13 protein-coding genes are annotated in these 17,341 nt (G+C 67.0%); 4 read left to right on the forward strand and 9 right to left on the reverse strand.

Going from position 1 to position 17,341, the window contains the following annotated elements; all coding sequences use genetic code 11:
* Window positions 1–7: 7 nt before the first annotated feature.
* The 3 genes from A9973_RS17560 to A9973_RS17570 form a co-directional block, all read right to left on the reverse strand.
* Window positions 8–346 (reverse strand): P-II family nitrogen regulator, encoded by a 339-nt coding sequence (locus tag A9973_RS17560; protein ID WP_006218942.1) that lies wholly within the window; start codon window positions 344–346, stop codon window positions 8–10.
* Window positions 347–464: 118 nt separating this feature from the next.
* Window positions 465–2,531 (reverse strand): NAD(+) synthase, encoded by a 2,067-nt coding sequence (locus A9973_RS17565; RefSeq protein WP_183015005.1) that lies wholly within the window; start codon window positions 2,529–2,531, stop codon window positions 465–467.
* A 75-nt stretch (window positions 2,532–2,606) separates the two neighbouring features.
* Complete coding sequence (locus tag A9973_RS17570; protein WP_183015006.1) at window positions 2,607–3,971, reverse strand: mechanosensitive ion channel family protein; 1,365 nt, start codon at window positions 3,969–3,971, stop codon at window positions 2,607–2,609.
* Window positions 3,972–4,119: 148 nt separating this feature from the next.
* Between A9973_RS17570 and argH the strand changes: the two genes are divergently transcribed.
* Together argH and A9973_RS17580 are read left to right on the forward strand one after the other, a co-directional pair.
* Window positions 4,120–5,541 (forward strand): argininosuccinate lyase, encoded by a 1,422-nt coding sequence (gene argH, locus A9973_RS17575; RefSeq protein ID WP_169272684.1) that lies wholly within the window; start codon window positions 4,120–4,122, stop codon window positions 5,539–5,541.
* 427 nt (window positions 5,542–5,968) lie between these two features.
* Window positions 5,969–7,936: a PEP/pyruvate-binding domain-containing protein gene (locus tag A9973_RS17580; RefSeq protein ID WP_183015007.1), complete on the forward strand. Its 1,968-nt coding sequence runs from the start codon at window positions 5,969–5,971 to the stop codon at window positions 7,934–7,936.
* 56 nt (window positions 7,937–7,992) lie between these two features.
* Here the strand turns inward: A9973_RS17580 and A9973_RS17585 are convergent, their stop codons facing one another.
* Window positions 7,993–9,153, reverse strand: coding sequence for a CaiB/BaiF CoA-transferase family protein (locus A9973_RS17585; RefSeq protein ID WP_183015008.1), 1,161 nt, complete (start codon window positions 9,151–9,153; stop codon window positions 7,993–7,995).
* Between the two features lie 118 nt (window positions 9,154–9,271).
* On the reverse strand, window positions 9,272–10,174 hold the full coding sequence (locus A9973_RS17590) for a LysR family transcriptional regulator (protein WP_183015103.1): 903 nt from the start codon (window positions 10,172–10,174) through the stop codon (window positions 9,272–9,274).
* Window positions 10,175–10,378: 204 nt separating this feature from the next.
* On the opposite strand from A9973_RS17590, the gene A9973_RS17595 reads away from it, so the two are divergent.
* Complete coding sequence (locus tag A9973_RS17595) at window positions 10,379–11,368, forward strand: tripartite tricarboxylate transporter substrate binding protein (RefSeq protein ID WP_183015009.1); 990 nt, start codon at window positions 10,379–10,381, stop codon at window positions 11,366–11,368.
* 50 nt (window positions 11,369–11,418) lie between these two features.
* Window positions 11,419–11,880 (forward strand): MaoC family dehydratase, encoded by a 462-nt coding sequence (locus A9973_RS17600; protein ID WP_183015010.1) that lies wholly within the window; start codon window positions 11,419–11,421, stop codon window positions 11,878–11,880.
* Between the two features lie 193 nt (window positions 11,881–12,073).
* Here A9973_RS17600 and lpdA read toward each other — a convergent pair whose 3' ends face one another.
* Genes lpdA through A9973_RS17620 form a run of 4 tightly spaced genes read right to left on the reverse strand, consistent with a single transcriptional unit; the run spans window position 12,074 to window position 17,106 of the window.
* The gene (gene lpdA, locus A9973_RS17605) at window positions 12,074–13,477 is read right to left on the reverse strand and encodes a dihydrolipoyl dehydrogenase (RefSeq protein WP_183015011.1); all 1,404 of its coding nucleotides are present in this window, start codon (window positions 13,475–13,477) and stop codon (window positions 12,074–12,076) included.
* A 2-nt stretch (window positions 13,478–13,479) separates the two neighbouring features.
* A complete protein-coding gene (locus A9973_RS17610; protein ID WP_183015012.1) occupies window positions 13,480–14,826 on the reverse strand; it encodes a dihydrolipoamide acetyltransferase family protein in 1,347 nt (448 codons plus the stop codon).
* Window position 14,827: 1 nt separating this feature from the next.
* The gene (locus A9973_RS17615) at window positions 14,828–15,871 is read right to left on the reverse strand and encodes an alpha-ketoacid dehydrogenase subunit beta (RefSeq protein WP_183015013.1); all 1,044 of its coding nucleotides are present in this window, start codon (window positions 15,869–15,871) and stop codon (window positions 14,828–14,830) included.
* A gap of 2 nt (window positions 15,872–15,873) precedes the next feature.
* Window positions 15,874–17,106 (reverse strand): 3-methyl-2-oxobutanoate dehydrogenase (2-methylpropanoyl-transferring) subunit alpha, encoded by a 1,233-nt coding sequence (locus A9973_RS17620; protein WP_183015014.1) that lies wholly within the window; start codon window positions 17,104–17,106, stop codon window positions 15,874–15,876.
* Between the last annotated feature and the right edge of the window lie 235 nt (window positions 17,107–17,341).

Below are 17,341 nucleotides of genomic sequence, written 5' to 3' on the forward strand. Positions count from 1 at the left end.
GTAAGGCTCACAGCGCCTCTTCGTCGCTTTCGCCGGTGCGGATGCGGATGGCTTGTTCGACCGGGCTGACGAAGATCTTGCCGTCGCCGATCTTGCCGGTGCGCGCAGCCTTGACCACGGCTTCGATGGCGGCTTCCACCTGGTCATCGGGCAGCACGACTTCAACGCGGATCTTGGGCAGGAAGTCCACCACGTATTCCGCGCCGCGGTAGAGCTCGGTATGACCTTTCTGACGGCCAAAACCCTTGACCTCGGTCACGGTCAAGCCGCTGACGCCGACTTCGGCCAGCGCCTCGCGGACTTCGTCGAGCTTGAAGGGTTTGATGATGGCGGTGACTTGTTTCACGTTGGTCGTCCTGGGTTTTTGATCTGTTGCGGCGCCTTGCCCTGCCGTCGCGGCAGGCAAGGCGCAATGACTAAGAGAATACCACCGGCATCGCGGCGCAGTAGCGGGAGAACCCGTATCAGGCGTCCGGGGCCGCGTCCGGTATGCGCTCGGCGTCGCGCATCCACACCACCGATTCCGAATCGCTGGGCGCGCGCCAGTCGCCGCGCGGCGACAGCGAACCGCCCGACCCGACCTTGGGCGCGTTCGGCACGCAGGTGCGCTTGAACTGGCTTGTGCGGAAGAACCGGTCCAGGAAGATCTTCAGGTTGCGCTTGATGGCGGCCAGATCGTACTGGTTGCGGACCACATGGCCGGCGTCGGGCCAGGCGCCGGCATCGCGGTCCCGCCAGGCCGCCAGCGCCAGGAAGGCGACCTTGGTCGGCGCGAAACCGTAGCGCAGCGTGTAGTACAGGTTGAAATCCTGCAGCTCGTACGGGCCGATGGCGTCTTCGCTTTTCTGCACCGGCTTGTCGTCGGCGCCGCCCGGCACCAATTCGGGGCTGACGTCCGTGCCCAGCACGTCCAGCAGCACCTCGGCGCCCTCGCCGCCCAGGCGGCCGGACTCGGCCACCCAGCGCACCAGATGCGTGATCAGCGTCTTCGGCACGCTGGCGTTGACGCTGTAATGCGACATGTGGTCGCCCACCCCGTACGTGCACCAGCCTAGTGCAAGCTCGCTCAGGTCGCCCGTGCCGATGACGATGCCGTTGCTGAAATTGGCCAGGCGGAACAGGTGGTTGGTGCGTTCGCCCGCCTGCACGTTTTCGAACGTGATGTCGTAGACCGGCTTGCCGTCCGCATAGGGGTGGCCCAGGTCTTTCAACATCTGCAGGCAGCTGGGGCGGATGTCGATTTCGGACGCCGTGCAGCCCACCACCGCCATCAGCCGGCGCGCCTGCTGCAGCGTGCGGGTGCTGGTGGCAAAACCCGGCATGGTCACGGCCAGGATGTTGGCGCGCGGCAGACCCAGCGTATCCATGGCCTGAGCGCAGACCAGCAGCGCGTGGGTGGAGTCCAGCCCGCCGGAAATGCCGATGACGACCTTCGACATCTTGCTGGCCGATAAGCGCTGCACCAGCGCCTGCACCTGGATGCTGTAGACCTCCTTGCAGCGCGCGTCGCGTCGCTGGGGGTCGGCCGGCACATAGGGAAAGCGCGCCACGCGCCGTTCAAGGGGCAGCTCGGCGTCGTCCAGCGGCGGGTTCACCGGCACCGGCACGGCGCGGAACTTGCGGACCTCGTCCTGGTGGCGGCGCACCGACTGGCCGAACGTGGTCTGGCGCATGCGCTCGCGCGACAGGCGGTCCAGGTCGACGTCCGAGAAAAGCAGATGGGAATGGTTCAGGAAGCGCTCGGATTCGCCCAGCAGTTCGCCGTTTTCGTAGATCAGCGCCTGGCCGTCCCAGGCCAGGTCGGTGGAAGATTCCCCGCGCCCCGCCGAGGTGTACATATAGGCCGACAGGCAGCGGGCCGACTGCTGCCCCACCAGCTGATGGCGGTATTCCGACTTGCCCACGACGATGTTCGAGGCCGACAGGTTCACCAGCACGGTCGCCCCGGCCAGCGCGGCGAACGAGGACGGCGGGATGGGCACCCAGACGTCTTCGCAGATTTCAACGTGGAACTGGAACAGCGGCAGCTTTTCCATCTGGAACAGCAGCTCGGGCCCGAAAGGCACCGTTTCGCCCAGCAGCCGGATCTCGGTCGCGGCGGCGCAATCGGCGGCGCTGAACTGACGGGCTTCGTAGAATTCGCCGTAGTTGGGCAGGTAGCTCTTGGGCACCACGCCCAGTACGCGTCCGCCTGCGGCCACGACGGCACAATTGAACAGCTGGTGCGACACGCGCAGCGGCGCGCCGACGATGACGGCAATATCCAGTTCGGCCGTGGCCTGCACCACCAGGGCAAGCGCCGCCTCGCATTCGTCCAGCAAGGCCTTCTGGTGGAACAGGTCGTCGCAGGTATAGGCCGACAGGCCGAGTTCGGGAAACGCCACCAGCACGGCGCCGCCCTGGGCGGCCTGCTGCGCCAGCTCGATGGTCTGCGCGGCATTGAATGCGGGGTCGGCGACCCGGCATTCGGGCACGCCGACCGCTACCCGGGCGAAGCCGTGGGAATACAGGTTGAAGAACGGGTTCGACATCGGGGTGATCGCCTGGGTCAATGAAGACTAAGTTCCAACCCCCGGATTATCTCACGGCGCCCCGGGGCGCCCCGCCTATCGGGGCATCTTGTCGTCGGTCAGCCCGCGCTCGGGCGGGATGCCCTCCATCGGCGGGGCCAGGGCCTGGCGGTCGCGCTCGCCCGCCAAGGCTGCCTGAACAGCGCCGTCGCGCAGATAGCTGCCCATCGCGCCGATATCGGCGCCGGACGGCTGCTGGTACAGGCGCAGGCCCAGTTCCGGCAGAACGGCCAGCAGATGGTCGAAGATGTCGCCCTGGATCCGCTCGTACTCCACCCAGGCCGTCACCGCCGTAAAGCAATAGACCTCGACCGGAATGCCGTCCGCGGTGGGCTCCATCATGCGGACCATCATCGCCATGTCCTGACGGACCTCTTTGTTCTGCTTCAGGAACGCCAGGCCATAGGCCCGGAACGTGCCGATATTGGTCAGGCGGCGCCGGTTGGTCGGCACGCTGGCCAGTTCGCCCATCGTCTGGTTCTCCTGGGCGATGTCCTGGGTCTTGGCTTGCAAATAGTCGTGCAGCAGGCGGAAACGCATCAGGCGCTGCGCCTCGTCGTCGGTCAGAAAACGCACGCTGGACGCGTCGATCCGCAGGGTGCGCTTGATGCGCCGGCCGCCGGATTCGAACATGTGGCGGTAGTTGCGGTAGCTTTCCGAAAACAGCTTGTAGGTCGGCACCGTGGTGACGGTGTTGTCCCAGTTCTGCACCTTGACGGTATGCAGCGCGATGTCCTTGACGAAACCGTCCGCGTTGGACTGCGGCATTTCGATCCAGTCGCCGATGCGCAGCATGTCGTTGCTGGTCAGCTGGGTGCTGGCCACCAGCGACAGCAGCGTGTCCTTGAACACCAGCAGCAGCACCGCCGACAACGCGCCCAGGCCCGAGATCATCCACAGCGGCGACCGGTCGATCAGGATGGAAAGCACCAAAACGGTGCATACCGCCATCAGGATCAGCTTGCCGATCTGGATATAGCCCTTGATCGACCGGGTCTGCGCCCGCGTCGTGGCCGAATACGTGTCCTGCCAGGCGCTCAGAACCCCCGAGAACGCGATGAACACGCAGATCCAGGCGCCCGCATGCGCCAGCCTGCCCACGATGGTCACCGCTCTTTCGACGTGCGGCACCAGGTCGATGCCCATCGACACCACCATGAACGGCACCGCGTACCAAAAATTGTGATACGCGCGGCGGTGCTGCAAGGCTTTATCCCAGTCCCCCCGGCCGCTCAGCACCAGCACCCGATGCGCCAGCATCAGCACCACCCGGGCGACGACCCATTGGACGAACAGCGCCGTCAGGATCAGCACGCCGATCCCGACCAGCGTCTGCGCCCAGGCCTCGCGCGGCATGTGGGTATCAAGTTGGGTAACCAGTTCTTCCCATTCCAGGGGCATATGTCGTGTTCTCGCTCTAAGTTCTTGAAACTGACCGTGGATTATCCGACAAGTCGCGCCGGGCCAAGGTTCCGGCACGGCGATATCGGGGCCATGCTACCCCGCCGCGTGCGCCGCATCGGCGGCAGGCCCTATAATTCCGCCCATCATGGCAAACACTCCCTCCTCCGATCAAAACCAGTTCGCCAATAAGGCGCAGGCCTGGTCCGCCCGGTTCTCGGAACCGGTCTCCGAACTCGTAAAACGCTACACGGCTTCCGTGGATTTCGACAAGCGCCTGGCGCGCCACGACATCCAGGGCTCGCTCGCGCATGCGGACATGCTGGCCGCCCAGGGCATCATCGGCGCCCAGGACCTGGCCGACATCCAGCGCGGCATGACCCAGATCCTGTCCGAAATCGACGCCGGCAGCTTCCAATGGCTGCTGGACCTGGAAGACGTGCACCTGAACATCGAGAAGCGCCTCGTGGAACTGGTGGGCGATGCCGGCAAGCGCCTGCACACCGGCCGTTCCCGCAATGACCAGGTGGCGACCGACATCCGCCTGTGGCTGCGCGACGAAATCGACAACCTGCAAGACCTGCTGCGCCAACTGCGCCACGCGCTGGCCGCGGTCGCGCTGGACAACGCCGGCACCATCATGCCGGGCTTCACCCACCTGCAAGTCGCCCAGCCCGTCACGTTCGGCCACCACCTGCTGGCCTATGCCGAAATGTTCGGCCGCGACGCCGAGCGCCTGGCCGACTGCCGCCGCCGCGTGAACCGCCTGCCCCTGGGCGCGGCCGCGCTGGCCGGCACCTCGTTCCCGATCGACCGCGAACGCGTCGCCAAGACGCTGGGCTTCGACGGCGTGTGCCGCAACTCGCTGGACGCCGTGTCCGACCGCGACTTCGCCATCGAATTCTGCGCCGCCGGCGCCCTGATCATGACGCACGTGTCGCGCCTGTCCGAAGAGCTTGTGCTCTGGATGAGCCCGCGCGTGGGCTTCATCGACCTGGCCGACCGCTTCTGCACCGGCAGCTCGATCATGCCGCAAAAGAAGAACCCCGACGTGCCTGAACTGGCCCGTGGCAAGACCGGCCGCGTGAACGGCAACCTGGTCGCCCTGCTGACCCTGATGAAAGGCCAGCCCCTGGCCTACAACAAGGACAACCAGGAAGACAAGGAAGGCCTGTTCGACACCGTCGACACCGTGCGCGACACGCTGACCATCTTCGCGGACATGGCGGCCGGCATCAAGGTGAAGGCCGACAACATGCGCGCCGCTGCCCTGCAAGGCTTCGCCACCGCCACCGACCTGGCCGACTACCTGGTCAAGCGCGGCGTGCCCTTCCGCGACGCCCACGAAGTGGTGGCCCACGCCGTGCGCGACTGCGAACAGCGCGGCTGCGACCTGGCCGACCTGTCCACCGACGAACTCAAGGCCTACCACGCCCAGATCGGCGACGACGTCCATCAGGTGCTGACCCTGGAAGGCTCGGTTGCCGCACGCAAGCACATCGGCGGCACCGCCCCCGAGCGCGTGGCCGAAGAGGCCAAGCGCGTCCTGGCGGAAACGGCCGAAGGCTGATTCCGGTTCAGGCTGGCAAGAAAAACAAGGCCCCAGTGGGGGCCTTGTTGCATTTTGGGCGATGTCCTCGGCGGAAGCGGCCTCCAGGAAAAAAACAGGGGCAGCAGATGCTGCTGCCCCTGCGCAAAGGCCCTACGGGAAACCCTTACCGTCAGCGCGTGCAAAAACGGTCGGGCTCCCGCGTCGCCGGCGCGACATACAGCCGAACTGGAATTACACGGGATCCGCGGCTGGCCGCGTATCCCTGAAATTGGGTATTTGTAAGTCCGACGGCCTTTAGGAAAATGACTGGGTACATCTGGACACATCCGTCCACGGCGGCGCGCAGGCGCTCCGATATCATCGCAACTCCCTGCGACTCGCCCGCCTTTTCATGCGCCCATCGCCTGCATCACGTCGTCTTGGCCTGCCCCGCCGGCCGTGCCGAATGCTTGTCCTGACCGCGTTCGGCCTCCTGGCCGCCGGCATCGGCGCCGCCCCCCAGGCGCAGACCGCCCGCAAGCCCTCCCCCTACGAAAACGCCCGGCCCTTGCGCGCCGACGAAGTCGACGCGCGCACGCAAGCGGACGCCAAGCGCGCCGGCCCCGCGTTTCTTGGCCAGATCCGCACCCAGGCGGAATTCCAGCAACTGGCCCGCGTCTACAACCCGGGCACGCCGCTTGAAATCCCGCATGTGCTGTTCGTGATCGACCGCAAGCACGCCGACCGCATGTATTACATCGATACGCCGCGCTATTCGCTGCACGAGAACTTCGCCCGCGAACGCCGCCTGCTGCCCGGCGCGGACAAGGCCACGCTGATCGCCCAGTACAAGGACCCGCAGCGCCGCCTGCTGTTCGGCACCCTGAGCTGGCAGCGCGACCTGCCCGGCTACACCTATGAGTTCTGGGAGGGCGACCGGTTGACGCCGGAACTGCTGGCCCTGACCGGGGAACGGCTGCGCGCCACCTTCTACGCGCCGCTTCGCTTCAAGGCCAACTCCACGATGCACGAGCAGACGGCGCAACGCGCCGGCCTGGACTTCGTGACCCAGGAAGCCTTGCTGCGCGAACAGACCTTCCTGCCGCTGAATACCGGGCACGCCCAAGGCCGCCTGCGCATCGTGGCCTCGGTCGAAGACACGCCCGACCTGGCCCCGACCGACATCCTGGTGCTGGACGAAGTGCCGGTAGCGCTGCCGCCCGTGGCGGGCCTGATCACGCAACGGCCCTCCACCCTGCTGTCGCACGTGAACCTGCTGGCGAAAGGCTGGCGCATCCCCAACGCCTATGTGCGCGACGGCGTCGCCGCGTTGCGCGACTACGACGGCCAATGGGTGGAGCTGAATGTATCGAGCAACGGCTACCAGGTGCGGCCCATCGCCAAGCCCGACACGCCCGCGACGCCTGCCCCCAAGGCGGCCGGCCTGCCGCTGCCCAAGCCCGACCTGACCGTCAAGTCCATCAAGCCGCTGACCGGCATGGCGACCCGCGACAGCCGCCATTGCGGCGTCAAGGCGGCCAACCTGGGCGCGCTGAAATCCGCGTTGGCGCCGCTGGCCAGCGTGCCCGACGGCTTCTGCATCCCCTTCGCGCAGTACGCCGCGTTCATGCAGCAGCTGCACGTGCCGGAACGCATCGCCGCCCTCGAGCGGCGGCCGGATTTCGCCAGCGACGCCAATGTCCGCCGCGCCGAGCTCGCCGCCCTGCGCCAGGACATCGTCAATGCCCCGCCCGACCCGGCGCTTGCCGCCGCGTGGCGCGATCGCTGGCAACAGCAATTGCAGGGCCGCGGCGTGTTCGTGCGCAGCTCGTCGAATTCCGAAGACCTGCCCGGGTTCAGCGGCGCGGGGCTCTACACCACGGTGCCCAACGTGACGCAAGCCGACGCGCTGCCCCGGGCGATACAGACGGTGTGGGCATCCGTCTACAACTTCGAAGCCTACGAGGCGCGGCGCGCGGCCGGCATCGGCCAGGACGGCGTCGTGATGGCCGTGCTGGTGCAGCAGGCGGCGGCCTCGGACAGTTCGGGCGTGATGATCACGCGCGACCCTTTCGACGCCTCGCGCCGCTACGTGACGTACATCTCGGCCAAGCGCGGCCTGGGTATCAAAGTGGTGGAAGGCAAGCGCCAGGCGGAACAGTTGATGTATTCCAGCTGGTCCAAGGCCGTGCAGGTGCTGAGCCGGTCGGCCGAAGACACGCAACTGGTGGCGGACAAGGCGGGTGGCGTGCGCGAAGTGCCGATCGAAGGGTCCCGCCAGGTGCTGAACGACGCGCTCGTCGCCCGGCTGGCCGCCGTAGGCAGCCAGATCAAGCTGCGCCTGGGCAACGTCGACCAGGACATCGAATGGGCCGTGCAGGGCGACAAGATCCTGATTCTGCAGTCCCGGCCCTACGTCGACGGCAGTCAGTAGCATTGCGCCACGGCGCACCCGGGCGGCAGCGCACGGCCAGCGTCATACCGGCAACGTCATGCGGGCAACGTGACCCCCAGCTCGGCCAGGATCGCCTCCGTGTGCTGGCCCAGCGCCGGCACGTCGCCCATCGCCGCTTCCATGCCCGACAGCGTGGCGGGCGGCAGCAGCGCGCGGATCGGCCCCGCCGGCGTGGCGACGTCGCGCCACCGGCCGCGCGCGGCGAACTGCGGATGGTCCCAGACGTCATGCATGGAGTTCAACGCGGAATTGGCGATGCCGGCCTCATCCAGCCGGCGCAGCACGTCCTCGCGCGAGAGCGGCGCAAAACATTCCGCGATACGGGCATCCAGCGCCTGCCGGTTGGCGACGCGCAGCACGTTGGACGAAAACCGCTCGTCTTGCGCAATGGCAGGGTCTTGCAGCACGCCCGCGCAGAACTGCCCCCATTCGCGCTCGTTCTGCAGGCCGAAAATGATGTCCTTGCCGTCGCCCGCCTGATACTGGCCGTACGGGGCGATGGCCGGATGCGCCACGCCGTTGCGCGCCGGCGGCGACCCGCCATAGCGGGCGGCGTTCAAGGGATACGACATCCACTCGGCCAGCGCCTCCAGCATGGTGACCTCCACCCGCAGCCCCTCGCCCGTGCGGCCCCGCTGCAGCAAGGCCGTCAGGATTCCGGAATACGCGTACATGCCCGCCGAGATATCGGCGATCGATATGCCCGTGCGCGCCGGCGCATCAGGGGTGCCCGTGACGGAAATCAATCCAGCCGCGGCCTGGATCAGCAGGTCGTAGGCCTTCTTCTCGCGAAACGGGCCGCTGTCGCCATACCCCGAGACATCGCACACGATCAACCTCGGGAACTCGGCATGCAAGGCGGCGAAGTCCAGGCCCTTGCGCTGCGCCGCCCCGGGCGCCAGGTTCTGGATGAAGACGTCGGCCCCGCCCAGCAGCCGCTGCAGTACCCCGCGCTGGGCGGGGTGCTCCAGGTCCAGACACAGGCTTTCCTTGCCCCGGTTGGCCCACACGAAGAATGACGATTGGCCATGCACCGCGGCATCGTAGCCACGGGCGAAATCACCCGTGCCCGGGCGTTCGATCTTGATCACGCGGGCGCCCAGGTCCGCCAATTGGCGGCTGGCGAACGGGGCCGCCACGGCATGCTCAAGCGCGACGACAGTGATGCCGTCCAAGGGTTTCAATTCTGCGGTCATGGGTTCCTGCGCGTCGAAGGGGCGCCGGCCTGTCAAGCGGGCCGGCCATCGAAAAAATTATAGGAACGCCTTGCGCACCGCGGCCAGTCGATAATTTTTAACCGCGCTTCAAGATTCTCTAATCGCCAGCGTCGACGGGGGTGAGCTCGGTGACATAGCCGACGAAATCGCGCGCGAAGACCGGCAACGACTCCATGCTGCGCATCACCACGCGCTGTTCGCGCACCGCCCAGGCCTCTTCGATCTCCACGCCTTCGACCTTGCCCTGCAAAAGCGCGGCGGCGGCGACCGAGCGCGGCACCAGCGAAATGCCCGCGCCCTCCTGCACGCACCGCAAGACCGCATCGAAGTTCGGCGCGTGCACGCGGACCCGCGGCTTGATGCCCAGTTGCTCGGCCATCTGCTGCAGGTACAGGAAGTTGCTGCTTTTTCGGCCGATCGCCACGATATCGTGCGCCAGCGCGGCCTCCAGCGACACGCGCCGGTGCAGGCCCAGCGGATGCCGCGGCGGAATGATGAACAGCAGTTCGTCCTTGCCGTAAGTAATGAACTCCAGGCCCCGCATCTCGATGGCGCCGGCCACCAGCCCCACGTCCGCATGCCCGTCCAGCACCGCCTTGACCGTATCGGCGCTAAGGCGTTCCTCCAGGTCGATATTGACGTTGGGATAGGCCGCCAGGAACCGGCTTAGCGCCGCGGGCAGGCTGCTCATCGTGCTGCTGTTGGCGAACACCCGGATGTGCCCTTCCACGCCATCCGTGTGCCGTCGCATTTCGCCCTGCAGGCGTTCGACGTTGGCGAAGATGGTCTGCGCGTAGCGCAGCACGGTCATGCCGGCCGGCGTCAGCGTCATGCCTTTTTGCGTGCGCACGAACAGCGGCACCCCCATCGCCTGCTCCAGGTTCTTCAGCCGGTAACTGGCCGATGGCGCCGTCAGATGCAGGTCGGACGCGCCACCCGTCAGGCTCTTGGCCTCGGCGATGGCCATGAAAACACGCAAGTCGGTCAGTTCGTAACGCAATGCCGTCACCCCGCAACCCCCGCCATGCCGGCAGGGAAAGCCACTGTTAGAAAGGTTCTAAGCCGAGCAAAAAACATTCGACTGTTCGCCCGGGATCATCGTCTTTATATTTTGCCGAAACCAGGGAACAAACCCGAAGCCGCCGCCATTCGCCGGGAGAACCCGGCGCGATCCGGCAGGCAGAACAACGAACGGAGACAAACCATGAACCCCCTATCCCGCTGGGCTGCGCCGGCCCGGAAACTGGCTGCGGCCATCGGCCTGCTGGCGGCCGCCCCCATGGCCTGGGCGCAGTCTGGCTTTCCCGCAAGACCGGTGAAGCTGGTGGTGCCGTACGCCGCCGGCGGCCCGACGGACACTTTCGCCCGCGCCCTGGCTGAAAGCTGGGGTCGCCAGGCGGGCACCACGATCATCGTTGAAAACCGCACCGGCGCCGGCACGCTGGTAGGCACGGAAGCGGTCGCCAGAGCAACGCCCGACGGCTACACCTTGCTGTTGACCACGGTGGCGCATGCCGTCAACCCGAGCATCCACGCGACGCTGCCCTACCGCACCGTCGAAGACTTCGCCCCGGTGGGCCTGGCCGCCAAGGCGCCGCTGGTGCTGGTCGTCAACAAAGCCCTGCCGGTGCAGACGCTGCCGGAATTCCTGGCCTATCTGAAATCCCGTCCGGGTAAGGTCAACTACGGTTCTGCGGGCATCGGCAGCGCGCCGCACCTGGGCGCCGAACTGGTCAACTACCTGGCCGGCACCCGCGCCATGCATGTGCCCTACCGGGGCAGCGCCCCCGCCATGGCCGACGTCATCGGCGGACACCTGGAATTCATGATCGACAGCGCCCCCACCGGCCTGGCGCAGGTGCATGCCGGAACGGTGCGCCTGCTGGCGACGTCGATGCGCCAGCGCTTGCCGCAGACGCCCGATACGCCGGCCATCGCCGAGGCCATCCCGGGCTACGAAGCCTATACCTGGAACGCCGTGTTCGCGCCTGCCGGCACGCCCGCCCCGGTGATCAAGACGCTGACGTCGACCCTGCAGGCCGCGCTGCAAGACGAGGCCTTGAAGCGCCGTGCCTACGACATGGGCCTGGTGCTGGAAACCGAACCGTCGCCCGCCGCGCTGGCCAGCTTCCTGGACAGCGAATTGAAGAAATGGAGCCAGGTCGCCCGCGCGGCCAACATGACCGCGAACTGATGACCCTCCGATCAAATTCCCATGCAACCTCTTCCGAACAGGACCCCGGCATGATCAAGCATCAACTGTGCGCCCAGCGCTACTTCGAAGACTTCGAGATCGGCGAGGTCTTCAACCTGCCTTCCCGCACCATGACCGACGCGCTGTTCGCTGCTTTCCAATTGGCCAGCGGCGACAACCACCCGGTGCATTACGACGTGGAGTACTGCCGCGCCCATGGCATGCCGCACATGCTGGCGCACGGCTTCCAGGTGGCCATCCAGACGGCGGCGGGCGCCGGCCTGTTCCCGCACATGGTGGAGGATTCGCTGAAGGCGTTCCTGGAACAAAGCAGCCGCTTCCTGAAGCCGGTGTTCTCGGGCGACACTTTGTACGCGTCCCTGTGCGTGACCGAGCTTGCGCCCGGCCGCAGCACCGGCGTACTGGCCATGCGCAGCGAAGTGCGCAACCAGCACGGCGTGCTGGTGATGGACGGCCAGCAGAAATACCTGCTGCGCAAACGCCCAATCTGAAGAGAGGCCCCCACGCCGCACACGCGTTGCGTGTTTGCTGCCCCCCAAGGGGGCTTTCTTATCTTGGGACGGCCCGGCGATAAGAAATGCCCCCACGCCGCACACGCGTTGCGTGTTTCCTGCCCCGGCGATAAGAAAAAACGCCGCGCCCCGGCGGACCGGGAGCGCGGCGGTTCAGCCCGGGCTTGGCGCGTCAGATATGCAGCGCGTGGCCCAGCGCCTTCAGCGCCGCTTCCTGCACGGCTTCGCCCAGGGTCGGATGCGCGTGGATGGTGCCGGCCACGTCTTCAAGCGTGGCGCCCATTTCCAGCGATTGGCCGAACGCGGCGGACAGTTCCGACACCCCGCGCCCCACCGCCTGCCAGCCCACGATCAAGTGGTTGTCGCGCCGGGCCACCACACGGACGAAGCCGTCGGTGGACTCCAGCGTCATGGCGCGTCCGTTGGCGGCGAACGGGAAGGATGCGGTCAGGCAATCCAGCCCCGCGCCTTCCGCCTCGGCAGGCGACAGCCCGGCCACCACGACCTCGGGATCCGTGAAGCACACGGCCGGGATCGACGCCGGCTGGAAATGCCGGCGCTTGCCCGACACCAATTCGGCGACCATTTCGCCCTGCGCCATGGCGCGGTGCGCCAGCATCGGTTCCCCGGCGATATCGCCGATGGCCCAGACGTCTCGCATGGAGGTGCGGCATTGGTCGTCGACGCGCAGCGCGTTGCCCTTGCGGTCCAGCTGCAGGCTCTCCAGCCCCCAGCCTTGCGTGCGCGGACGGCGCCCCACCGCGATCAGCACCCGGTCGGCGGGCAGTTGGGTTTCGGCGCCGGCGGCATCCTGCACCCGTACCGCGTCGCCCGCGGCGTTCAGGCCCAGCACCTTGCGGTTCAGGTGCAGCGCCACGCCCATCTTCGCCAGCGCGGTGGCTACGGGCTTGGTCAGTTCCGCGTCATAGGTCGGCAGGATGCGGTCCTGCGCTTCCACGACGGCCACTTCCGCGCCCAGCTTGCGGTACACGGTGCCCAGTTCCAGGCCGATGTAGCCCCCGCCGACCACCACCAGTTGCTTGGGGATGTTGTCGGGCGACAGCGCTTCGGTGGACGACACCACGATGCCGCCGAATGGCATGGACACAAGCGGCGTGGGCTCGGAGCCGGCCGCCAGCAGCAAATGCTCGCACTGGATGCGCACGATGGCGCCATCGGCGGCCGTCACTTCCGCGGTCTTGCCGTCCAGCAAGCTGGCCCAGCCCTGCACCACTTCCACGCCGTTCTTCTTCAACAGCGCCGCCACGCCGCCCGTCAGCTTGCCGACGATGCCGTCTTTCCACGCCACCGTCTGCGCGATGTCGATCGCCGGCGCCGACACCGAGATGCCCAGCGGCGACTTGCCGGCGTAATGGCGCGCCTTGTCGAATTCCTCGGCCGCGTGGATCAGCGCCTTGGACGGGATGCAGCCGATGTTCAGGCACGTGCCGCCCAATTGGCCGCCTTCGACCAGGATGGTCGGCACGCCCAATTGGCCGGCGCGGATGGCGGCCACATAGCCGCCGGGGCCGCCACCGATCACCAGCAAGGTCGTTGTCTTTGTGATCTGGCTCATACTTACTCCACGAAAAGCAGCGCGGGTTGTTCCAGCAGGGCGCGCACCGCCTGGATGAACCGCGCCGCGTCCATGCCGTCCACCACGCGGTGGTCGAAGGACGACGACAGGTTCATCAGCTTGCGCGCCACCACGGCGCCGTTGCGGAATGCGGGCCGCTCGACGATGCGGTTCACGCCCACGATGCCGACCTCGGGATGGTTGATCACCGGCGTCGTGACGATGCCGCCCAGGGGCCCCAGGCTGGTGATCGTGATGGTCGAGCCGGAGAGTTCGTCGCGCCCCGCGGTGCCGTTGCGCACCGCCTGCGCCAGCCGCCCGATCTCGGCCGCCATGGCCCAAAGGTCGCGCGCCTCGGCGTGGCGCATCACCGGCACCATCAGCCCGCCGTCGCTTTGCGTGGCGATGCCGATGTGCACGGCGCCGTAGCGCGTCACCACGCCGCCTTCGTCGTCATAGCGCGCATTGATCTGCGGGAAGTCCCGCAGCGCCACGACCATGGCCCGCGCCAGCAGCGGCAGCAGCGTCAGTTTGCCGCGCGACTCGCCCCACTTCTGGTTGAGCTGGACGCGCAAGTCCTCCAGTTCCGTCACGTCGATTTCCTCGACGTAGCTGAAGTGCGGGATGCGGCGCTTGGACTCCGCCATTTTCTGCGCGATCTTCCGGCGCAGGCCGATGACGGGCACCGCTTCTTCGTCATGGCGCTGCACATAGGCCGAGCCGCCGCGCGCAGCGCCGCCCGTCCCTTGCGATTGCAGATAGGCTTCCAGGTCTTCGTGCATGACCCGGCCGGCCGGGCCGCTGCCTTGCACATAGCGCAGTTCGACCCCCAGGTCCCATGCGCGCTTGCGCACGGCGGGCGAGGCCAATGGCTTGTCGCCCGGCTGGCGCGCCACGACGGGCGCGGCGGCCAGGGCCGGGCGCGAGGCCGCTTGCGGCTTGGCCGACGCCGGGCTTGCCGGCTGCGACACGGACGCGGCGATCTGGCCGGCGACGCCGCCGGCTGCCGCCTTCGCGGCGCCGTCCGCCTTGGCAGGTGCGGGCGGCTCGGAAGCGGCAGGCGCCGCCTTCTGCGGCGCGGCCGATCCGGCGCGGACGTTGCCCTCGCCCTCCACTTCCAGGCGGATCAGTTCTCCGCCCACGGCCATGACCTGTCCCACGTCGCCGCCCAGCGCGACCACCTTGCCGACCACGGGCGACGGGATTTCTACCGTGGCCTTGTCGGTCATCACATCGGCCAGCGGCTGGTCCTCGGCGACGGTGTCGCCCACCTTGACGTGCCAGCCCACCAGTTCGACTTCGGCAATGCCTTCGCCGATGTCAGGCATCTTGATGATATGGATCCCCATCTCAAACCTCCATCGCGCGTTTGAACGCTTCGCCGACCCGGCGCGGGCCGGGGAAGTACGCCCATTCCTGCGCATGCGGATAGGGGGTGTCCCAACCGGTCACGCGCTCGACGGGCGCCTCCAGGTGATGGAAGCAGTGCTCTTGCACCAGCGAAATCAGTTCCGCGCCATACCCGCAGGTGCGCGTGGCCTCGTGCACCACCACGCACCGGCCGGTCTTCTTCACCGAGTTCACGATGGTTTCCAGGTCCAGCGGCCAGAGGCTGCGCAGGTCGATCACTTCGGCGTCGATGCCGGTCTCTTCCGCGGCGGTCAACGACACATACACCGTGGTGCCGTAGGTCAACACCGTCAGCGCGTTGCCTGGCCGCACGATGGCGGCAGAGTCCAGCGGCACGGTGTAGTAACCCGTCGGCACCACGCTGCCCGGCCGGCCGGTCCACGGCGTCACCGGGCGGTCGTGGTGGCCGTCGAACGGGCCGTTATAGAGCCGCTTGGGCTCCAGGAAAATCACCGGGTCGTCGTTTTCGATCGAGGCGATCAGCAAGCCCTTGGCGTCATAGGGGTTGGACGGCATCACCGTGCGCAACCCGCAGACTTGCGTGAACATGGCTTCGGGGCTCTGGCTGTGCGTCTGCCCGCCGTAGATGCCGCCGCCGCAAGGCATGCGAATGGTCATCGGGGCGATGAACTCGCCGACCGAGCGGTAGCGCAGGCGCGCCGCTTCCGACACGATCTGGTCGGAGGCGGGGTAGAAATAGTCGGCGAACTGGATCTCGCAGACGGGGCGCAGGCCGTAGGCACCCATGCCCACCGCCACGCCCACGATGCCGCCTTCGGAGATCGGCGTGTCAAACACGCGCGAGCTGCCGTACTTGGTCTGCAAGCCCTCGGTGCACCGGAACACGCCGCCGAAATATCCGACGTCCTGGCCGAACACCACCACGTTATTGTCCCGCTCCAGCATCACATCCATGGCCGAGCGCAATGCCTGGATCATGGTCATCGGCGCAGAGGCCGGACCAGCGTTGTTGTCAATTGCCATGATCAGACTCCGAGCTGCTGGCGCTGCCGGCGCAGATGCTCCGGCATGTCTTTGTAGACGTCTTCAAAGATGCTGGCCGCGCTGGGGACGTGGCCGTCCACCAGCGTGCCGTAGCTTTCCGCTTCCTTCTGGGCCGCGACGATCTCGGCGTCCAGTTCGGCGCGGACGGCATCGTGTTCGGCGTCGGACCAGAGCCCTAAGCCGATCAGGTGCTTCTTGAAACGCTCGATCGGGTCGCCCAGCGGGAAGTGCGCCCAGTCGTCGCCGGGGCGGTACTTGGACGGGTCGTCGGAGGTCGAGTGCGGACCGGCGCGGTACGTCACCCATTCGATCAGGGTCGGGCCCAGATTGCGGCGGGCGCGTTCGGCGGCCCAGCGCGAGGCGGAGTACACCGCCAGGAAATCATTGCCGTCCACCCGCAGCGACGCGATGCCGCAGCCCACGCCGCGGCCCGCGAAGGTCGCGCCTTCGCCGCCGGCGATCGCCTGGAAGGTGGAAATAGCCCATTGGTTGTTGACCACGTTCAGGATGACCGGCGCGCGGTACACGTGCGCGAAGGTCAACGCGGTATGGAAGTCGGCTTCGGCCGTGGCACCGTCGCCGATCCAGGCCGACGCGATGCGGGTGTCGCCCTTGATGGCGGAGGCCATCGCCCAGCCCACCGCCTGGATGAACTGCGTGGCGAGGTTGCCGGATATGGTGAAGAAGCCGTTTTCGCGGTCGGAATACATGACCGGCAGCTGGCGGCCCTTGAGCGGGTCGCGTTCGTTCGACATCAGCTGGCACATCATGGTGACCAGCGACACGTCGCGCGACAGCAGGAGGCTTTGCTGGCGGTAGGTCGGGAAACACATGTCGCCCTGTTCCAGCGCCAGCGCATGCGCCGTGCCGATGGCTTCTTCGCCCAGACTCTGCATGTAGAACGAGATCTTCTTCTTGCGCTGCGCAGTCAGCATGCGGCCGTCGAAAATCCGCGTCTTCAGCATGGCCCGCATGCCGGCGCGCATTTGATCATCGCTGATCTCGGGCGCCCATGGCCCGACCGCGCGGCCGTCGTCGTCGATCACCCGGACCAGGCTGTACGCCAGTCCGCCGGTATCGACCGCGGCAACATCAATGGGGGGTTTGGGCACCTCGCCAGGCGGCGACAGATGCAGATAGGAAAAGTCGGTCTTGCAACCCGGACGCCCTGTGGGCTCGGGGACGTGCAACTTCAGCGGCCCATATTGGCTCATATATTGTCTCCACGCTTGATCGTGTCATGCGTTTTCTTCCTACCAAGGAGACGGCTCAAGGGGGTAGCCTCGAACCGCACCATCGCCGGCCCGCTTGCAGGATGATCGCAGGCGGCCGGTTAATGACAATAGCACAGCCGCCCGCGCCGTTGGGCGGCCTGAATGGCGGCAGGCTTCCGCAGGCGGATACGCTCCGCAGCGCCAATGGCGGCGCGGGTCTGGACGCCGCCAGCCG

This window comes from Achromobacter sp. UMC46 (assembly GCF_014170335.1).
GTDB lineage: Bacteria > Pseudomonadota > Gammaproteobacteria > Burkholderiales > Burkholderiaceae_B > Achromobacter.